This is a genomic window from Streptomyces sp. NPDC001668, from assembly GCF_042893155.1.
In the GTDB taxonomy this organism is placed as follows: domain Bacteria; phylum Actinomycetota; class Actinomycetes; order Streptomycetales; family Streptomycetaceae; genus Streptomyces.
Genome location: NZ_JBIAUQ010000002.1, coordinates 85727 through 102532 on the forward strand (window position 1 = coordinate 85727; position 16806 = coordinate 102532).

A 16806-nucleotide genomic window follows, 5' to 3' on the forward strand; every position below is an offset into this window, starting at 1 on the left:
GTATCGCAAAAGCGGCAATAGGCTGCTCCCCCCAGGGAAGGCAAGCACGAGGAAGAAAGGTGCCCGTCGAAGTGCCGCGACAGGTAGACCACAAGGCCCGCCGGGACCAGATCGCCGAGGCGCTGCTGGACATCGTCGCCGACCACGGGCTGGAAGCGATCTCCGTGCGGGCCGTGGCGGCGCAGGCGGGCGTCTCAGCCGGGCGCATCCAGCACTACTTCGCCAACAAGGACGAACTGCTCGCCTATGCGATCGAGTACCAGGACTGGCTGGTCCAGCAGCGGTGGAACGAGCAGGCATGGCCCGAGGGCGAGCCCACCCCCCGGGAGGCGCTGCGCTGGGTGCTGCTGGAGACGATCCCCAGGGACGACCGGCGTCGCCGCGAGTGGCTCGTCGGCGTCGCGTACCTCATCCGCATGCTGGCCAACCCCAAACTGCGCGCCCTCTACGTCGACGGGTTGCCCCGCCTCTACCGGCTCCTCGCCGACCTCGTCCGCATGGCCCAGGAAGCCGGCGACATCGCGCCGGACCGAGACCCCGATCTGGAGGCGGAACTGCTCTTCGGCCTCGCCGACTCGCAGGGTCCACCCGTCGTCCTGGGCCTGCGTACCCCCGAACAAGCCACTGCTGCCATCGACTACTACCTTGACCATCTGTTCCAGTCACGAGAGTAGGCGTGGCACGAGGTCGCTGTCGTGTCCCGCCCTGATCCCCCGTGCCCTCTGACCGCCCTGGCGAGATACGCCAAGCGGCGTGATCACCGGCCGGCGGCCGGTTCGCGGGGGCGGAGGCAACCGCAAGCGCCGGGGAAAGGCCCTGTGGTCCCAGCAACACCCCACAGACACGGTGCGGACAGGGCCGGCGGTTTCACAAGTGGGAGGGGAAACAGCATGTCCGAAGCAACAGTTGGGGCACGTGGCGGTATGGCCCGAAGTGGGTTCATGGCCGGGGCCGCCGCCATGACAGGTGCGGCACGGCACTGACGAGCACGGTGCCCGTCGGCACGGCACGCGCGGCCGCGGCGAGCGCCGGAAGTGGCGCCCAGCCCGGCCCTGTACGCCCTCGCCGGCGTCACCACGGTCCGGGAGATGTGGGGCCGCCGGTCCACCACGAGTGGCGCGAGAAGATCCGCAGCGGTGCACTGCTCGGGCCCCCGCTGGGTGGTCGGCAGCCCCATCGTCGACGGCTCGCCCTCTCTGTGGGCGGCCGACGTGGATCCGACCATCGAGGTGCGCGACGCGGCCGAGGCCCGGCGCGCCGTACGCCAGGTCAAGCGCGAGGGCGCGGACTTCGTCAAGGTGTACTCCCGCCTGTCCCGCGAGAACTACTTCGCCATCGCGGACAAGGCACGGCGTCAGGGCATCCCCATCTCGGGCACAGCCACGGCACCGTACCGATCGCGGAGGCGAGCGCCGCCGGACAGTGCGCCATCGAGCACCTGCACGCGCTGCTCCTGGCGACCTCACGGCACGAGAAGGAGATACGGCGCCTCCTGGCCGCCGTACGCATCGACCCGCGCGACCTCAGCAGCCTGTCCCGCTACCACAGTTGGTTCCAGCAGGTGCACCCCCTCGAATGGCGGGCGGTGCAGGGCTACGACCGGCACCGGGCGGACTCCCTCGCAGGCCGAAGAGTGGAAGTACCTGCCCGCATGGCAGGTGGAGAGCTGGCCGGATCAGCTGGCGGCCCTGACCGGTGGGCGTACCCCCGAGCAGCGGCGGCAGATCCGCCGGATCTTCGCGCACCGGCTCCACCTGGTGCGCGAGCTGCACGGCGCGGGTGTGGTTGGCTGCGGGCACCGACACCGGCACGGGATATCTCGTCCCCGGCTTCGCCCTGAACGACGAGCTGGCGCTGCTCGCGGCGGCCGGCCTCACCCCGGCCGAGGTCTTGCGCGTGGCCACTCGGGACGCGGCCCGCGCCCTCGGGCTGCCCGCCGTCGGCGCCGTGGCCCGTGGTCAGGCTGCCGATCTGCTCGTCCTCGACGCCGACCCGCTGCGGGACATCCGCAACACCCGCCGCATCCACGGCGTGGTCGTCAACGGGCGGTGGATTCCACTGGAGGAACGCCGCCGACTGCTCGCGGGGGTGGAAGAGGCCGCCGCACAGGCCCAACCGCCCCAGGAGGGGTCGACCATGAGGGGCCGCGGCTGCGGCGGACACCCCTGACAGAACTCCGGCGGCCTCATTCGACGCGAGCCCGTGGGGAACACATCGAACTGGCGAAAGCACGTGGGGGCGTGGCGGTCGGCTCGCGCAGCACGTTGGCGGAGCTCCAGTGCATGTGAAGCAAGCCGATAGCATCACCGCATGCCCTCCCCTATAGGCCGCCGCTACTTGTTGACGTCCCTGCTGGTCGTGGCGCTGGCGGCATTCGGCTCCTACGCCCTGCAGCCCGTGCGGGAAGCTTGCGCGCTCACCTCCGGACGGTATGGCTCCACCTTCAGCCCGAGCAGCGCCCAAGCCTCCGGTGACGGCCGGTGCGGCGGAGAGCGCACACGCTTCATGACTTGGCTCAGGGGATAGACGGGCCCAACCAGCTGAATGAGACGGGTGGGCGCGTTCGTACTGATCATGCCAAGCAGCGATGATGAAAAGCAGTGCGACCGCTGCCAAGAGCAGTTGGACGGCACCTGCGAACGGATGTGCCGAGGACAGGAAGATCACCGCGATCACGAGTACGCCCACCGTGAACCCGCCGAACAAGAGCGTGGGAACCCAGTCCACCGCAGGTGCCGCAGTGTGCTCGTCCGCACCACCCCACCCGCGGATGACCGATGTCAACCCCAGCAGAAAAGCGACCGGGATTTCAATGAGCAGCACGATCAGGCTGATGCAGCCACCCGCGATCCCGTCGCCTCGCGAGTTCGAGGGTTCCCCTGTGCGGTGAACGATCTCCGGTGAGCGCGGTGCACACGTACTCCGTTCGAAGTCCATGGTCACACGCTGGAACGTGACGTCACGCACCGCATCACGGTTCACCAGGCCGAGACCGACTCGTGGCCGAGCTGAGCACCCCGCCAACTGCCCCTCCTTACCCGGAGCTTGGGTCTTGTCGGGCCGCCCATAGGCGTAGGGCTGCGACGGACCAGTCGATCACCGGGGCTAGGCGTTCCGGTGCCGGCCAGTCGTTGATCAGCGCCAGCAACTGGCAGTACTGGTCTCTGCGTGGATCGCCAGCGGCTTCCAGACGGTGCAGCACCCACCGGTGCAGCTCGCTGTCATCGGCGCGGCCGTAGGCGAGCGCGCACTGGGCGGTGAGCGCCGCGACGACAGAATCGGCCTGGGGCGCTTCCGGACTGGTGCCGGACGCCACGGCTGGTCCCACGAGATCGCGAGCGATGGCGACCACGTCCGGGCGCAGGGGGATGGGGGCGCCGTCGGGCAGGCCCGCCGCGTGATCTTCGGTCAGGCGTCGCACACTGGCGCGGAAGTCCGGGTCGAGGGACAGTTCGGCCAGCTCCACCCATGCCCTGACCTGCTCGTCTGTGGGGTTGTCGGGGAGTTCGGGTGTCATGGAGCGTCGAGCTGCGGCGTAGTGGGAGCCGCCGTGCGGACCGTCGAAGACGGTGTCGAGGAAATCGTTCATCAAGTGTCGGCGCTCTCCTTCGGTCAGTGTGGCCAGCTGGTGCATGAGTTCCATCTCCTCGGGGGTGGGCTCGCGTCCTGCGGCGGCCATCAGCACCGCCCGTCGCAGACGCAGAATGCTGATCTGCACGTCCAGTGCGGCGGCGTGCTCTGCGGCGACTTCGCCGAGCGTCAGTTCCTGGTCCATGACCCGCCGGATCATGTCGAGGCCGAGTCCCAGTTCTCGCAGTGTCCGTACGAGGGCAAGGTGAGATACGGCCTCCGGGGCGTACCGCCGGTAGCCGGCGTGGGTGCGGTCGGCAGGCGCCACGATGCCGCGATCGGAGTAGAACCGGATCGTCTTGACTGTCAGCCCGGTGCGCTGGGCCAGTTCACCGATCGAGTACAGGGTGCCGCCGTCCATGAGTCCACCTTCCTGTCTCCCCCTGCAGGAGACTCAAGTCTCACGCCCTGCGTCTCCACGCTCCCCCTGCTCGCTTGCTGCTGGTCCGCTGATCTCGGTGGCGCGGATGACACGCGGCAGGACACTCAAGGCGCTGCGCGGATGGGCGCCTCCCGACAAGGGGCAGATTCTTCACCTGGTACGGGGACAGCCGGCCTGAGCGGATTCTCCGGGCAGGTAGCGGGCTTGTTGCACGGGGGTGAGAGGGGTGTCGACGGCGGCGCAGATGGCGCGGATGGCGCGGGTCTCGTCGGGGAGATCGATGTCCCACAGGGCGACGGAACCGCCTGTGGTGACAGCCAGCGTGCGTCCGTCCGGGCTGAAGGTCACGTTTGCGGATGATCCGGTCGGCAGGGTGAGTCTGTACTGGCGGGTGGCCAGGTCCCACAGGCGAACGCCTTGCGCGCTGCCCACGGCCAGAGCGCGTCCGTCGAGGCTGATGGCCAGCGACGCCACGGAGGCGCCGACATCGAAGTCGTCCAGGAGCCGACCGCTGGCCACGTCCCAGGTCGCCACCGCGCTGCCACCGTAGTTTGCGGTGGCCAGAGTGTGCCCGTCCGGACTGAAGACGAGGGCCGATGTGAATGCGCCCTTCGGCTTCATGGTGTGCCGCGCGTGACCGGTCGCGGCGTCCAGCAGCACGACTCGGTCACCACGGGCCTCGATGGTCACGACGGCGAGGGTGCGGCCGTCCGGAGCGAACGTCACCGCCCGCAGGAGTGGGTCGTGGCCGGTGCGGAGGGTGTGCAGGGTTCCGGTGGCCAGATGCCAGATTCGCAGCGATCCGTTCGCGCCGACGAGGGCGAGCCGCGTTCCGTCCGGGCTGAAGACCATCGTGAGGACGTTGGCCACGGCACGGCGGTGGCGTAGACGTCCCGTGGCGACGTCACGAACCTCGATCTGCCCGTTCGCGCCCCTCCGTGCGGCCACGGCCCGTCCGGCCGGATCGAACGCCGTGGCTGCGGGGCCAGAGAGGGGAACCGGCAGTTGCTCTCCCCTGACTACCCGTTCGCTGTCGAGCGCCAGGGCGGCTCCACTTCTTCCTGTCCTGGCGTCCCAGAGCTGCACCGGGCCCTGACCGTACGGACCTTGGCCGAACGTGGTGACCGTGCGGGAGTCGGGGCTGAACGCCAAGTCGGCGATCGATGTGGCGGCACGCCCCGGCAGAGTGGTCCGCGGGCGGACAGCGGACAGACTGTGGACGCGAACGACGGCCTCCCGGTCACTGCTGGTGACCACGGTGCGTTCATTCATGTTGAGCGCCACGCGCGGAGTTCCCCGTCCGTGGTGACCGGCGGTCAGCGTGGTCAGCGCCGTGCCGGTGACGGTGTCCCACAGCCGTACGGTGTCCCCCGGGCCCGGGACGGCGAGCGTGCGCCCGTCGGGGGCGAAGACCGCCTCGCGCGAGTAGGCGAAGCCGCCGCTGATAGTGCGCTGGACGGCTCCGGTCGCCACCTTGCGCAGTACCACCGACCCGTCGGTTCGGAGTGTCGCGTAGGTCCGGCCGTCCGGGCTGAGGACCACCGCGGTACCCGCTGCCCGGCTGCCATGGACGGAGCGGGTGCGGCCGGTGGCCACGTCCCACACGTGCACGAGGCCACCGAAGCCGGCTGCTACGACGGTGCGTCCGTCGGGGCCGAAGGCGACCGCCTGCGCGTCGGTGTGCACAGTGAGGGTGCGCTGAGTGCGGCCGCCGACCAGGGCCCAGACGCGCAGGGCCCCGGCAGAGGCGACTGCCACGCTGTGACCGTCCGGGCTGAAGGCGATCGCGCTGACGAATCCGTCGGACGTGCGCAGGTTGCCGAGCTTTCTGCCCGTGGTCGCATCCCACAGGCCGGTCGACGCCTCGGTGGCGACGGCGAGGATGCGGCCGTCCGGGCCGAAGGCCGCGACGCCGCTGTCGCCGGGTGCGCGGATGGTGTGCCGGATCCGTCCTTCGGGCAGGTCCCAGATACGGATCGCGCCGTCTCCGCTGTGAGTGGCGAGGGTACGTCCGTCCGGGCTGAGGGCCATGGAGTTCACCGGTGCGGTTCCGGCCCTCAGCTGTCTGGGCAGGGGCAGGGCCGCGGCGGCGTACAGGGCGGCGGAGGCTTCGCGGGTCGGGCTGGTGCGGTAGGCGTGGACGGCGAGCAGCGCGGCGAGGTCGGGGTCGGAGGCCAGCAGTGCGCCGGACTGGGCGGCCAGTTGCCGGGACTCGGCCAGGTGCTGGGCCGTGCGGGCGCTTTGGCGCTGCCCCAGGGCGAGACCGGCGGCCACGAGGGCGAGGCACAGGGCGGTGGTGACCGCGGTGAGCATCAGCCGGTACTTGCGCCGGCCTCGCTGTTCGTGGGAGCGGCTGGCCTTGAGGAACGCGTACTCAAGGTCCGTCAGGTCTTCGCACGGTGCGTCGCCGAAGTGTTCCCGTGCGGCGGTGAGTCGGCTGCCGCGGTACACGGCACCCTCATCTCGGCCGAGTTGCTGCCAGATATGAGCGGCTTCGGTCAAGTTCCGCTGTACACGCAGTCGTTCGCGGTCCTCTTCGATCCAGTCGCGTAACCGGGGCCAGGCCTTGAGCAGCGACTCGTGAGCCAGCTCCACCGTGTCGCCGTCCAGGGTGAGCAGTCGGCATCCCGCCAGTGCTTCGAGCACGTGGGTGGTGTCGTCGCGGCCACTGTCGGGCAGCTCCGCGCGTTCGACTGGGCGGCGGGTATCGGGGGTGCCGTCACCGGGAACGACCATGCGCAGCAGCACCCGGTGGGCCACGGCCGCCTGGTCCGCGGTGAACCGGCCGTAGGCCTCCTCTGCGGTCTTGGTGATCGCGCCGTCCAGGCATCCGGCCGCCTCGTATCCCGCCATGGTGAGAGTCTTGCCGCGTCGGCGGCGCCAGGTTTCCAGCAGGGCATGGGACAGCAGGGGCAGGCCACCGGGGGCCGCGGCGACCTCCTCTACGAGCCTGGCCGTGAGGGCGCGTTCCACGGTCAGGCCGACGGCCGTGGCCGGTTTGACGACGGCGTCGCGCAGTTCGGCCGGGCTCATCGCCGCGGCCAGCAGGTTGGCGTCGCGCAGTGCGTCGGCCAGGTCGCGGTGCTCGGCGCAGCGGCCGTAGAAGTCGCCGCGCACCGCCAGGAGCACCCGCAGGCCGCTCTCCGGCCGGCGGGCGGCCAGCAGCAGGTCGATGAAGCGCGCCCGCTCGGCCGTGTCATGGCAGAGCGTGAAAACTTCCTCGAACTGGTCGACGATCACGAACGTGTCCGACCCGTCACCGCCGTCGCGGGGGACGGCCGGTGCGAGGAGTGGGGCGTGGTTGCGGGCGGGGTGTTCGCCCGGGGTCAGGATCCGGATCGCTGCCGGACGCAAGTCCTGCTCCTGAGCAGACCGCAGGACGGGTATCAAGCCGGCCCGGAGCAGTGAGGACTTGCCGCTGCCGGAGGGACCGAAGACCGCGGCGAACCGCCTGCGGCGGAGCAGGTCGACCAGGTCGGCCGTGAGCTGTTCCCGGCCGAAGAACAGGGCGCTGTCCCCGGTTTCGAACCGGGCCAGGCCTCGATAAGGGGTGGGTGATCCGTCATCGTCCCGGACGCCGTCACCGGCGGCCTGGTCCACCGCCTGCTTCCACCGCTCCTCCCACAGCGTCAGGTCTCCACCGCACGCCCCCACATACGCCAACGTCACCGGCAGCGTGGGCAGCCGGTCCCCCGCCGCCGCCTGCGACAGCGTGGTCACCGAGTAACCGGCCCGCCGCGCCAGCTCCCGGTAGGTGACCCCTCCCGCCTCCGCTCTCAACTCGCGTAATCCGAACGCGAACCGCTGAACCGGACTCGCCGCCGGATCCACCGGCAGCTCGCGACGTCCCGCCACACCCTCACCCCATTGTTCGGCTGCCGAAACGGTACTGCCGAACAATGGCCCAGCCGCTGGACTCGGTGATCAGCCCGCCCCGACCGGGGCCGGCCTGACCGAAGAGGACGCCGCCCGCGCATGGAATCCCCGCCCCTCATTCCCGCTTCGCCGACACGACCGCCGTCTGCCCTCTCTCGATTACGTGCCGCCTTCTCGGTGGCCGGCCCGTCGCGGCTGGGCTGGCTGGACGCCTTGCGCGGTATCGCCGCGCTCGTCGTGGTCTTCGACCACTCGGCGTACACCTTCATGCCGGACTTCCGGCACGAGCTGATGCCGTACTTCAACACCAGCCGCTACGGCATCATGGTGTTCTTCCTGGTCAGCGGCTACATCATCCCCCGCTCGCTGGAACGCCGGGGCTGCGTGCGCACCTTCTGGATCGGCCGGATCTTCCGCGTCTATCCGCTGTGGGCGGCGGTCATCACCGTGCTGCTCGTCCTCCATGCCCTGGGTGTGGCGCAGATACGCGACTTCGGTTCGCACAGTGCCACCATGGTGGCGCTCGCCCACATCACCATGCTCCAGGAGCTGTTGGGGACACCCAGTCTCCTGCTCGTCCTGTGGACTCTCTCCTATGAGATGGCCTTCTACCTGCTGGTCGTCGCCCTCTTCACGGTCCGTCTCCATCGGCGGCCTCCGACGCTCGCGATCACCCTGGCCATGCTCGCCGCCGCGAGCGTGGCGGCAGGGTTGGGGCTGCCGCCGTCCGCCCTCTCCAACCTGTTCGGCACCGGCCCGGTGATCGTGATCGCCGCGATCACGATGGGGGTCGCCCTCTGCTGCGCGAGTAGCCGCTCAGCACTGCTGCGGACATTCGGGGGTGTGCTGGGAGGAGTGCTGGCGCTCGCACTGGTCGCGTTCAACGGAACGGTCCCCTTGTGGGAGGGCCTGGTGATCCTCGCCGTCATGTTCCTGGGCACCACCGTCCACCGCGCCGAAAGCGGCCGGTGCACCTGGGGCTTCGCCGCCGTCACCGCCGCCGTCGTGGTCGCCTGTGCCGTGGGAAGTGCGTACCGGTACGGCGATGGCGACCACTTCACACGGTGCGGCTGGATCCTCGCGTTCCTGCTGGCCGTGCTCACCTTCACGTCCGGCCTGGCGGCGCGCGGCCGGTCCTTGCCGCGCCTCGCCACCGGACTGGGAACGATCAGCTACTCGGTGTATCTGGTGCATCCCGTGCTCCTGGCAGTCTTCGACAGCACAGCCGGCCGGCGACACCAGGACAGCCTCGCGTTCGAAGCGGCCTTCTTCACCGTACTGCTGCCGCTGTGCCTGCTGACCTACCGTTACGTCGAAGCTCCCGGCCAGAGGTGGGGCCGCAGACTGGCTCGCCGTGTGCAGTGCAATGCCCACCCCAGTTCAGTACAACGGCAGCACCCGCCTGTTGCGTGAAACCCTGGACGCGGCCCAGCCATGGCGGGGCCCTTAAAGCGCTTTGCCAGATCAATCCGACCGCGCCTAGGGTGCGAGGACATCGGAACCGGCGCTCAGCACATGGTGAGCACCGTATGGGGGGCGGTCGCCTTGGGCGTGTTCGTACGGATCAGGGGCTGGCTGGAGTGCGACGAGCGGCAGCTCAGCCAGGTCAAGGACATCGTCGGAGAGGCCGATCCCGACCGGACATACGGCGGGGGCTGGGCCTTTCCCGCGAGGCAGTACAACTTCACCCATTGGGTCTTCTTCGGCGCCGAGATGCGCGCGCAGTCCGCCGACGTTCCTTGAGGAACTGCGCCGCGTGGCCCGCATCCCGGCTTCCGACGACGACAACGATCTCATCACTGGACTGTTCCTCGTCAGTCACGAGTGCGACGGCATGAGCGAGTGGCAGGTTCGCGACGGCACCGTGTCGATCGGAGACCCGAGCGGGGCGTATCAGTTCCTGGACGAGTAGGGCCGGTATAGAGGCGGCCCCGCGGGTACCGTGCTGCGGCTCGGTCGGCAAGGTTCCGGTGTTGACCGCGAGTGCTCTACGGGGTCGTCGCCGCGGTCCGCGCCGCCTGCCCGAGCAGAGGAGGCGGACGCACAGACGGAGCGCCTGCCCGGTGTCCAGCCGGTCCTGCAGGCCGGCCAGCCGACGCACCACCTCATCCCGGAGAAATGCGAAACTCGAATTCAGCACGGTCCCACGGCACGGCGGGCGGATTCGCGAGCACGGTCCCCGTCCGCACCGCACCGACGCGGTGGTAGAAGTCCTCGGCGGGACCGTGCGACACCACCTTGAGACGGTCGATCCCGGCGGCACGGGCCTCGGACCGCATGTGCGCGACGAGCAGCCGGCCAATACCCCGTCCTTGCACATCGTCGGCGACGAACAGCAGATCCAGCTCGGGCGGGACGAGGACGAGCGAGTAGAACCCGAGGACCCGGCCTCCATGCTCGTCGGCACCGACGGCCACATAGGCACGGTGGGCCTCGATGTAATCAGGGCCGACCCGGTAGCCCGCGACCGCGGACGCGTACTTGCCCTCGTAGGCGGATGAGCCACGCACGATCCGCGTGAGCCGCTTGGCATCCCGCGCGACCGCCCTCCGTATCGTGATCGGCTGGCTGACCGGGGAAGTGCGTGAACTCATGCCGCGAGTATTTCGCACCGGGGAGTGGGCTCGTGCGGCGGGTCGACTACCGCTGCCCTGAAGACGTCGGCACCGAGCCGTCCCTCCGCCCGGACTCCGAGGCTCCCAGTCATCCGACCTCTGATTCAACTTCCCAGTACGCACTCCCCATTGACACTCCTCCACGCCTCCCCAATCATCAAGACATCCGATGACTGGGAGCCGCCATGAGTACGTATCCAAGACGTCAGGTCCTCGGTGTCACGGCGGGAGTTGCTGCCTCGGCCGCTCTTTCCTTCGCCTCCGCCACCGACGCCCAAGCCGCTCAGGAAGCCGAACAGCGGAGTGGGACGTGGGCTGCCGTGCCCGCTCCGGTCCCCGTCCCGCTCGACAGCCTCTACGACAACGACGGTATCGACACCGCCTCCGCGCGAGGCGGAGACTTCGACGGTTCCGGCTACACGTTCCCGGGCGAGGAGCTGGCGACGGGCCAGGTGGTGGTGGACGGCGTTCCCTTCGTCTTCCCGTCCTCGGCAGCAGGCGCCAAGAACAACGTCGTCGCGCTCGGTCAGCGGATCGACCTGCCCAGGGGCCGGTACTTGGCGGCCCACTTCCTCACCTCGGGCAGTTACGGCAACGCCTCGGGCAGGGCGACGGTGCACTACGCGGACGGTTCGACAACGACGGGCGGCCTCACCGGAGCCGACTGGTACGCGGCGGGCGGTTCGCTGTCGGCGCCGTACCGCTACGGCCCGGACGGCACGAAGGACCAGCACAGCGTCGGTATCGGCACGTCGGAGGTCTGGGTCGATCCGCAGCGCGAGGCGATCGCCATCACCTTGCCGGTCACCCACGCACCCGAACCGAACCAGACCTCGCTGCACGTGTTCGCGCTCTCCCTCCAGCCGGTCGCCCAGGGACGCGCGCTCATCCTGCGCGACGCCCACTCCACGAACTCGCTCCTGACGTCCACCGGCGCCCAGAGCGTCGAGGCCACCGTCGTCAACGCGGGTACGGCCGCCGTGTCGGCCGGCGACCACGTGTCGGTGCACGTGGACGTGCCGGGTGCCCGAACGGTGGAGCCCGCTGCCGTCCGCCGTCTCGACCCCGGCGAGCAGGCTCGCGTGCGCATCGGTATCCGCAACCGCGCGGGGACGGCACCGGGCACGTCCCAGGACGGAGTGGTGACGGTCACCGGCCGAGGCGCCACGGCCGCCATGCAGCACAGCCGACTCTCCCTCGGCGTCGCCGACTACCAGCCGACCGAGGCGTCCCTCTCCGGTCACCAGGCTCCGTACTGGTTCCACAGCGCCAAGTTCGGCATCTTCATCCACTGGGGCGTGTACTCGGTGCCCGCCTGGGCGCCGGTCGGCACGCAGTACGCCGAGTGGTACTGGGACCAGATGCAGGACCCGAACAACCCCACGTACGCGCACCACCGGGACACCTACGGCGAGGACTTCGCCTACGACGACTTCATCCCGCGCTTCACGGCGGAGAAGTTCGACCCCCGAGCCTGGGTCGAACTCTTCCGGGACGCCGGTGCCCAGTACCACGTGCTGACCTCCAAGCACCACGAGGGATTCGCCCTCTGGGACACCAAGGTCTCGGACCGCAACGCCGTGAAGATGGGCCCGAAGCGGGACCTGGTCAGGGAGCTGTTCGAGGCGTCCCGGCGCTACACGCCCGAGCTCCACCGCGGCCTCTACTTCTCGATGCCCGAGTGGTTCAACCCGGACAACCCGTGGATGGGCCACGCCCCGCGCAACCCGTACACCCTCGCCCCGGTGCCGTACACGGGATACAGGGCGGGCAAGGACTTCGTGAAGGACTACCAGGCCCCGCAGATGCTGGAGCTGATCCACGGGTACGACCCGGAGCTGATCTGGTGTGACATCGGCGGCGCGAACGACAGCGTGCACGTGCTCGCCGAGTACTTCAACCACGCCAAGAACCGGGCCCGCCCCATCGACGTCACCGTCAACAACCGCTCCGGGATCTCCTTCCACGACTTCACGACGCCCGAGTACACGACGTACGACAACACCGTGATCGCCAAGTGGGAGTCCAGCCGCGGTCTGGACCCCTTCAGCTACGGCTACAACCAGGCGACCCCCGACGGTTCCTACATGACGACGGAACAGGTCGTGCGGAGCCTGGTGGACATCGTCTCCAAGAACGGCAACTTCCTGCTCGACATCGGCCCACGCGCCGACGGCACCATCCCGGAGATCATGCAGACGAGACTGCGTGAGACGGGTCAGTGGCTGCGGACGAACGGAGAGGCCGTCTACGACACGACGTACTGGTCGAAGATGGCGCAACTGGGTGAGGACCTCCGCTTCACCGTCCGCCCGAACCGGGCCTTCTACGTCCACTCGCTGGTCCAGCCGGGCTCACGGCTCACCGTCGAGGCACCGGTGCCGATCCGCAGCGGGGACACGGTGACGATGCTGGGCCACGACCGGCCACTGAGCTGGACCGTCAGCAACGGAGCGCTGGTGATCGACGTGCCCGCGGCGGCCCGCAGGGCAGGACAGCATGTGTGGGTCTTCAAGGTGAAGTGGAACTCCTGACGGACGACGACGCCACCACCACGACAGGACATCGCTTCGCATCACGTGGTGTTCGACGCGGTCAGTGTGGGGATTCCCGTCCTGTGCAGACCAACGCCCAGCGACGGGAGCCGACATGGAGTATCCGGACCTTTCCGCACTGCCCGCGGAACTGCGGGACGAGGTGACCGCTCGCGGTTCGCTCAACGTCTTCCGGATGATGATGCACTCCCCCGCGCTGGCACCCGGTGTGCTGGCGCTGGGGGACGCGGTCCTGCGGCGCAACTCACTGCCGGACCCCCTGCGCGAACTCGCCATCGTCCGGGTGGGCCACGCGTACCGGGCGGCGTACGAAATTCACCATCACGAGAACATCGCCCGTCTCGTCGGACTCGGTGAGGAGGCGATCGCCGCCGCGGCGACCGGTTCCCCCGACGGCCTGTCCGAGGCCGAGGCAGCCGTCCTCACCGCGACCGACCGACTGCTCGCCCGGCACTCCCTCGACGAGGCCGCGCGCAAGGAACTTCTCGCGTTCCTGACGGTGAACCAGCTCACCGATCTGGTCATCACCGTCGGCTTCTACCAACTGGTCTGCGACTTCCTCAACACCTTCGAGGTGACAACCGCGGGTGAGGCCCCGCCGCCCTATGGCGAGGTGCCGCCCGGGAGCGACGAGGGGCGGTGAAGGCGGCGTTTCACCGCGGGGGTTCGCCGCGGGGGTTGCGCCGCGGGGGTTGCGCCGCGGGGGTGGCGCCTCGATGGTTTCGCCGCGCACCGGGCGTCGCGTCCTCACACCGGCTTCCCCGGAGAGTCTGACGGTCCGTGAGTCGTCGAACCGATGGGGCCTCACCCGGACGCAGCAGGAAGGCGGCGAGCCCGGCGATCTCGTCCGGGGCGGCAACGCGGCCCGTGGGGTTGGGCGCGTCGAGTTCAGTGATGGGTTGGTGCGGGGAGGCGCCGAGCAGGGCGGCGGTACAGCGGCGTGTCGACGTTGCCGGTGACCGGTCGGTGGCCATGTGAGCGCCGGGGATGAGCAGCAAAGGAGCGGTTCTCACCACTGCGCGAAGGCTTCAACGCTTCTCCTGTCGGAACCCAGTCATACGGTCACCCGGTGGCCGGCCCTGCGGAGCACCCCTACGGCCTCCTCAAGCCGGCCGGCCGGGACGAGCACGAGGTCTCCGTCGTAGCTCGCGGCCGTCCAGACCGGGAGCCCGCCGGCGGCGAGCGGCGCGACGATGGCGCTGAGCATCCCCGTCGCCTCCGGGTCGTGCGCGTCATCGCCGTTCCACAGCGCCGCCCATCCGTCGTCGGCCGCGTCGTCGCGCAGCATCGCCGCGCCTCCGTCCGGACCGAGCACCAGCGCGAGCAGGTTGGAGTCGGCGGCGACCGTACGGACGTCGGACACCCGCCTGAGGCTAAAACGGCCCTCGAGCACGCGCAGGTTCTGAGTTCGACTCGCCGGTACCGGGGTCATGTTCCGCAGGCGCGGCTCACCCGGTGACGCACGACCTGAATCCGCGCGACTGCCTCGGCCGTCGCCGTCAGAGCCATTCACCGTCCTCCTGTCGCGCGGCAACAACCCCGAGCGCCGGCATCACGGGCGCCCGCGGAGGGAACCATCCGGGGAACCCTCCCCATCGAACCAATCTGTACCCATGATCACCAGCGGGGCGCTGATACTTCCCCGATGGCCGCGAGGATTTGGAACTGCCATTCCTGTCGGCCGCTGGCGTCAGTGCGCTAGGTTCCGTCCGCTCCGCCGACGGCGTCCAGCCGCACCCGGTGGCGCTGGAGGTCGACGTCGGCGACCTTCACCGTGATCAACTGGCCTTCATCTACGAGTTGCCCCGGGGTCTCGACCGGCTCGTCAGTCAGTTCAGAGAGATGAAGGAACCCCTCAATATCGGGAGCAAGTTTCACGAACACACCAAATGGAACGATCTTGGTGATGGGCCCCGTGAGGACCCGGCCGACCTGATCCTCAAAGTGAATGAGTGGATCTTCCTGCAGAGCCTTCAGCGAGAGAGACACCTGCCCGAACCGCGTCTCCGCCATGATCACCTCAGCGGTGATCCGCTGCCCGGCTTCGATCGCCTCGGAGGTGTGGTTGATCCAGCCCCACGCCAGGTCCGGCACCCGGATGAAGCCAGTGCACAGGCCGTCCGGTTCGCCGTCTACGTGAACGAAGACCCCGAAGTTGTGGACCGCCGAGACCGTCCCAGCAACGACCTGCCCTGGTTCGAACGCCAGGAGAAATGATCTCAATGCCGGACTCTCGCATGCCCTGGCGGAGAGATGGAGCTGACCTTCGCCCCAACGCCCGGTCTCCTCCGCACTGATCTCCTGGCCGATCTCAAACAGCTCGGACGGATGCTCCGTCCGGCGCATCGACGCCTCATGTCGAGGAATCCGGCCGATCTCGGCTTTCCCCGCATCGACATCTACGAGCTCCACCAGAACGTCCGCTCCGTCGAACCCGACGACCTTCACCGTTCTTACGGCCCCCGGCCGGAGCTGGTCCCTCAAGAACTGCATGCGAGGGTCGGCTGGCACAGACATGGCGGTGAGCCTAGTCGTGGGCGGCCACACTGGCTCCCACTCTCGTGACGAGGTTCCAACTGGCCTGTCATGACTCAACCGCTGAAACGTCGTGCAGTGAGGCGGGAGACAGATGCCTCACCCGAGCGCTCGCTCTCACACCTGCCCGCGGATCCGGCTCGGTGTGTCACTCCCGCCCCCTCGCCACAGCAGGCAGGTGGCGAGGCCGAGAAAGGCCAGTCCTGGTCAGTCTCGTACTCCTTGCCGGAACTTCCGGTTCGGCATGCCCGGTTCAAAGAATCGGCCAGGTAAGCGCAAAAGGCCGTCCGGCGCCCTCCGCGCTCTTCTCCTCGGCCCTAAAGTCGCTGGTCGAGCGAAGTCGGGGGACCCATCGGTGGACGTCTACGCACGGCCTCATCCTGCGCTGCGAGAACTGGTCCAAGGCGCCTACCACGCGGGCAGGGAGACCCTCTCTCCCGGCGAGGTCATCACGGTGCCGGCGAGCCTGTCGGTGGCGTTGAACCTGAACTTCGGCGAGCCCCCGGCGGGTCTGCCGGTCGCCTACGCGGCAGGCCCCGGCTGCCTCTACCGGTACGGCGGGAGCGAGACGTCCTCGGTGCAGCTGACGTGGGTCGGGCTGCGGCTCACGCCGCTCGGCGCGTACCGGCTGCTCGGCACGCCGCCGGCCGACCTCGCCGGGCACGTCGTCGACCTGACCGAGGTGTTCGGGACTCCGGGGCGGGTGCTGGCCGAGCAGTGCCGGGCCGCGCGCGGTCACCCGGAGCTGTTCGCCCTGCTCGACGCGTTCCTGCTGTGCCGCTCCGTCGAAGGGCCGCGGCCCAGTGCGGAGATCGTACGGTCGTGGCAGTTACTGGCCCGCTCCGCCGGACAGGCTCGGATCGCGGAGCTCGCGGCAGACGTGGGATGGAGCGGTGACCACCTCGGGCGGGTGTTCCGGCGACAGGTGGGACTGCCGCCCAAGACAGCGGCACGGCTGATGCGGCTGATGAACCTGCTCGGGTGCGTCGACCCGGAGCGGACGCGCTGGCCCGAGCTCGCGGCCGATCACGGGTACAGCGACCAGTCGCACTTCAACCGCGACTTGCGGGAGTTCACCGGCATGTCCCCTTCGGAGTACATCTCCCGGCTCCGGCCGTGCGGCTGCCTGGGCGCGGTGCCGAAGTCCCCCGGCCTGTCCGCGAAGAGCACATCGGATTCGTTCAAGACGGCGGTGGCGCTGCGTTCGTAACCT

13 protein-coding genes and 1 pseudogene are annotated in these 16806 nt (G+C 69.2%); 8 read left to right on the forward strand and 6 right to left on the reverse strand.

The window, feature by feature from the left end; translation table 11 throughout:
• The first annotated feature begins 71 nt into the window (after positions 1 to 71).
• On the forward strand, positions 72 to 674 hold the full coding sequence (locus ACFYZ8_RS05895) for a TetR/AcrR family transcriptional regulator (protein ID WP_359038807.1): 603 nt from the start codon (positions 72 to 74) through the stop codon (positions 672 to 674).
• Between the two features lie 1111 nt (positions 675 to 1785).
• Positions 1786 to 2169 carry an amidohydrolase family protein gene (locus ACFYZ8_RS05900; protein WP_388531943.1) on the forward strand — a complete coding sequence of 128 codons (384 nt, stop codon included), beginning with the start codon at positions 1786 to 1788 and terminating at the stop codon, positions 2167 to 2169.
• Positions 2170 to 2547: 378 nt separating this feature from the next.
• Here the strand turns inward: ACFYZ8_RS05900 and ACFYZ8_RS05905 are convergent.
• The 3 genes and pseudogenes from ACFYZ8_RS05905 to ACFYZ8_RS05915 all read right to left on the reverse strand — a co-directional run.
• Positions 2548 to 2937: pseudogene (locus ACFYZ8_RS05905) on the reverse strand (DUF6234 family protein); the annotation flags it as partial.
• 97 nt (positions 2938 to 3034) lie between these two features.
• Positions 3035 to 3991: a MerR family transcriptional regulator gene (locus tag ACFYZ8_RS05910; RefSeq protein ID WP_388531942.1), complete on the reverse strand. Its 957-nt coding sequence runs from the start codon at positions 3989 to 3991 to the stop codon at positions 3035 to 3037.
• Positions 3992 to 4162: 171 nt separating this feature from the next.
• The gene (locus ACFYZ8_RS05915; protein ID WP_388531940.1) at positions 4163 to 7867 is read right to left on the reverse strand and encodes a helix-turn-helix domain-containing protein; all 3705 of its coding nucleotides are present in this window, start codon (positions 7865 to 7867) and stop codon (positions 4163 to 4165) included.
• Between the two features lie 198 nt (positions 7868 to 8065).
• On the opposite strand from ACFYZ8_RS05915, the gene ACFYZ8_RS05920 reads away from it, so the two are divergent.
• The 3 genes from ACFYZ8_RS05920 to ACFYZ8_RS05930 all read left to right on the forward strand — a co-directional run bounded on the left by ACFYZ8_RS05920 (position 8066) and on the right by ACFYZ8_RS05930 (position 9800).
• Entirely contained in the window at positions 8066 to 9301 is a 1236-nt protein-coding gene (locus ACFYZ8_RS05920; protein WP_388531938.1) for an acyltransferase family protein, read from the forward strand.
• Between the two features lie 102 nt (positions 9302 to 9403).
• Positions 9404 to 9631: a hypothetical protein gene (locus ACFYZ8_RS05925; RefSeq protein ID WP_388531936.1), complete on the forward strand. Its 228-nt coding sequence runs from the start codon at positions 9404 to 9406 to the stop codon at positions 9629 to 9631.
• Positions 9632 to 9644: 13 nt separating this feature from the next.
• Positions 9645 to 9800, forward strand: a complete 156-nt coding sequence (locus tag ACFYZ8_RS05930; RefSeq protein ID WP_388531935.1) for a hypothetical protein — start codon at positions 9645 to 9647, stop codon at positions 9798 to 9800.
• A 193-nt stretch (positions 9801 to 9993) separates the two neighbouring features.
• Here ACFYZ8_RS05930 and ACFYZ8_RS05935 read toward each other — a convergent pair whose 3' ends face one another.
• A complete protein-coding gene (locus tag ACFYZ8_RS05935) occupies positions 9994 to 10482 on the reverse strand; it encodes a GNAT family N-acetyltransferase (RefSeq protein WP_388531933.1) in 489 nt (162 codons plus the stop codon).
• Between the two features lie 206 nt (positions 10483 to 10688).
• Here ACFYZ8_RS05935 and ACFYZ8_RS05940 point away from each other — a divergent pair, with 206 nt between their 5' ends.
• Both ACFYZ8_RS05940 and ACFYZ8_RS05945 read left to right on the forward strand, forming a co-directional pair.
• Complete coding sequence (locus ACFYZ8_RS05940) at positions 10689 to 13037, forward strand: alpha-L-fucosidase (protein WP_388531932.1); 2349 nt, start codon at positions 10689 to 10691, stop codon at positions 13035 to 13037.
• A gap of 115 nt (positions 13038 to 13152) precedes the next feature.
• On the forward strand, positions 13153 to 13701 hold the full coding sequence (locus ACFYZ8_RS05945; protein ID WP_388531930.1) for a carboxymuconolactone decarboxylase family protein: 549 nt from the start codon (positions 13153 to 13155) through the stop codon (positions 13699 to 13701).
• Between the two features lie 411 nt (positions 13702 to 14112).
• Here the strand turns inward: ACFYZ8_RS05945 and ACFYZ8_RS05950 are convergent, their stop codons facing one another.
• A complete protein-coding gene (locus ACFYZ8_RS05950; RefSeq protein WP_388531929.1) occupies positions 14113 to 14421 on the reverse strand; it encodes an ACT domain-containing protein in 309 nt (102 codons plus the stop codon).
• Between the two features lie 335 nt (positions 14422 to 14756).
• Positions 14757 to 15575, reverse strand: coding sequence for a S1 RNA-binding domain-containing protein (locus tag ACFYZ8_RS05955; RefSeq protein ID WP_388531927.1), 819 nt, complete (start codon positions 15573 to 15575; stop codon positions 14757 to 14759).
• Positions 15576 to 15948: 373 nt separating this feature from the next.
• On the opposite strand from ACFYZ8_RS05955, the gene ACFYZ8_RS05960 reads away from it, so the two are divergent.
• Entirely contained in the window at positions 15949 to 16803 is an 855-nt protein-coding gene (locus tag ACFYZ8_RS05960; protein WP_388531925.1) for a helix-turn-helix domain-containing protein, read from the forward strand.
• Positions 16804 to 16806 lie beyond the last annotated feature (3 nt).

Coding starts and splice junctions, on each gene's coding strand:
- ACFYZ8_RS05910 (WP_388531942.1), bottom strand. CDS start 3,991: ATGGACGGCGGCACCCTGTACTCGATCGGTGAACTGGCCCAGCGCACC.
- ACFYZ8_RS05925 (WP_388531936.1), top strand. CDS start 9,404: ATGGTGAGCACCGTATGGGGGGCGGTCGCCTTGGGCGTGTTCGTACGG.
- ACFYZ8_RS05935 (WP_388531933.1), bottom strand. CDS start 10,482: ATGAGTTCACGCACTTCCCCGGTCAGCCAGCCGATCACGATACGGAGG.
- ACFYZ8_RS05940 (WP_388531932.1), top strand. CDS start 10,689: ATGAGTACGTATCCAAGACGTCAGGTCCTCGGTGTCACGGCGGGAGTT.
- ACFYZ8_RS05945 (WP_388531930.1), top strand. CDS start 13,153: ATGGAGTATCCGGACCTTTCCGCACTGCCCGCGGAACTGCGGGACGAG.
- ACFYZ8_RS05955 (WP_388531927.1), bottom strand. CDS start 15,575: ATGTCTGTGCCAGCCGACCCTCGCATGCAGTTCTTGAGGGACCAGCTC.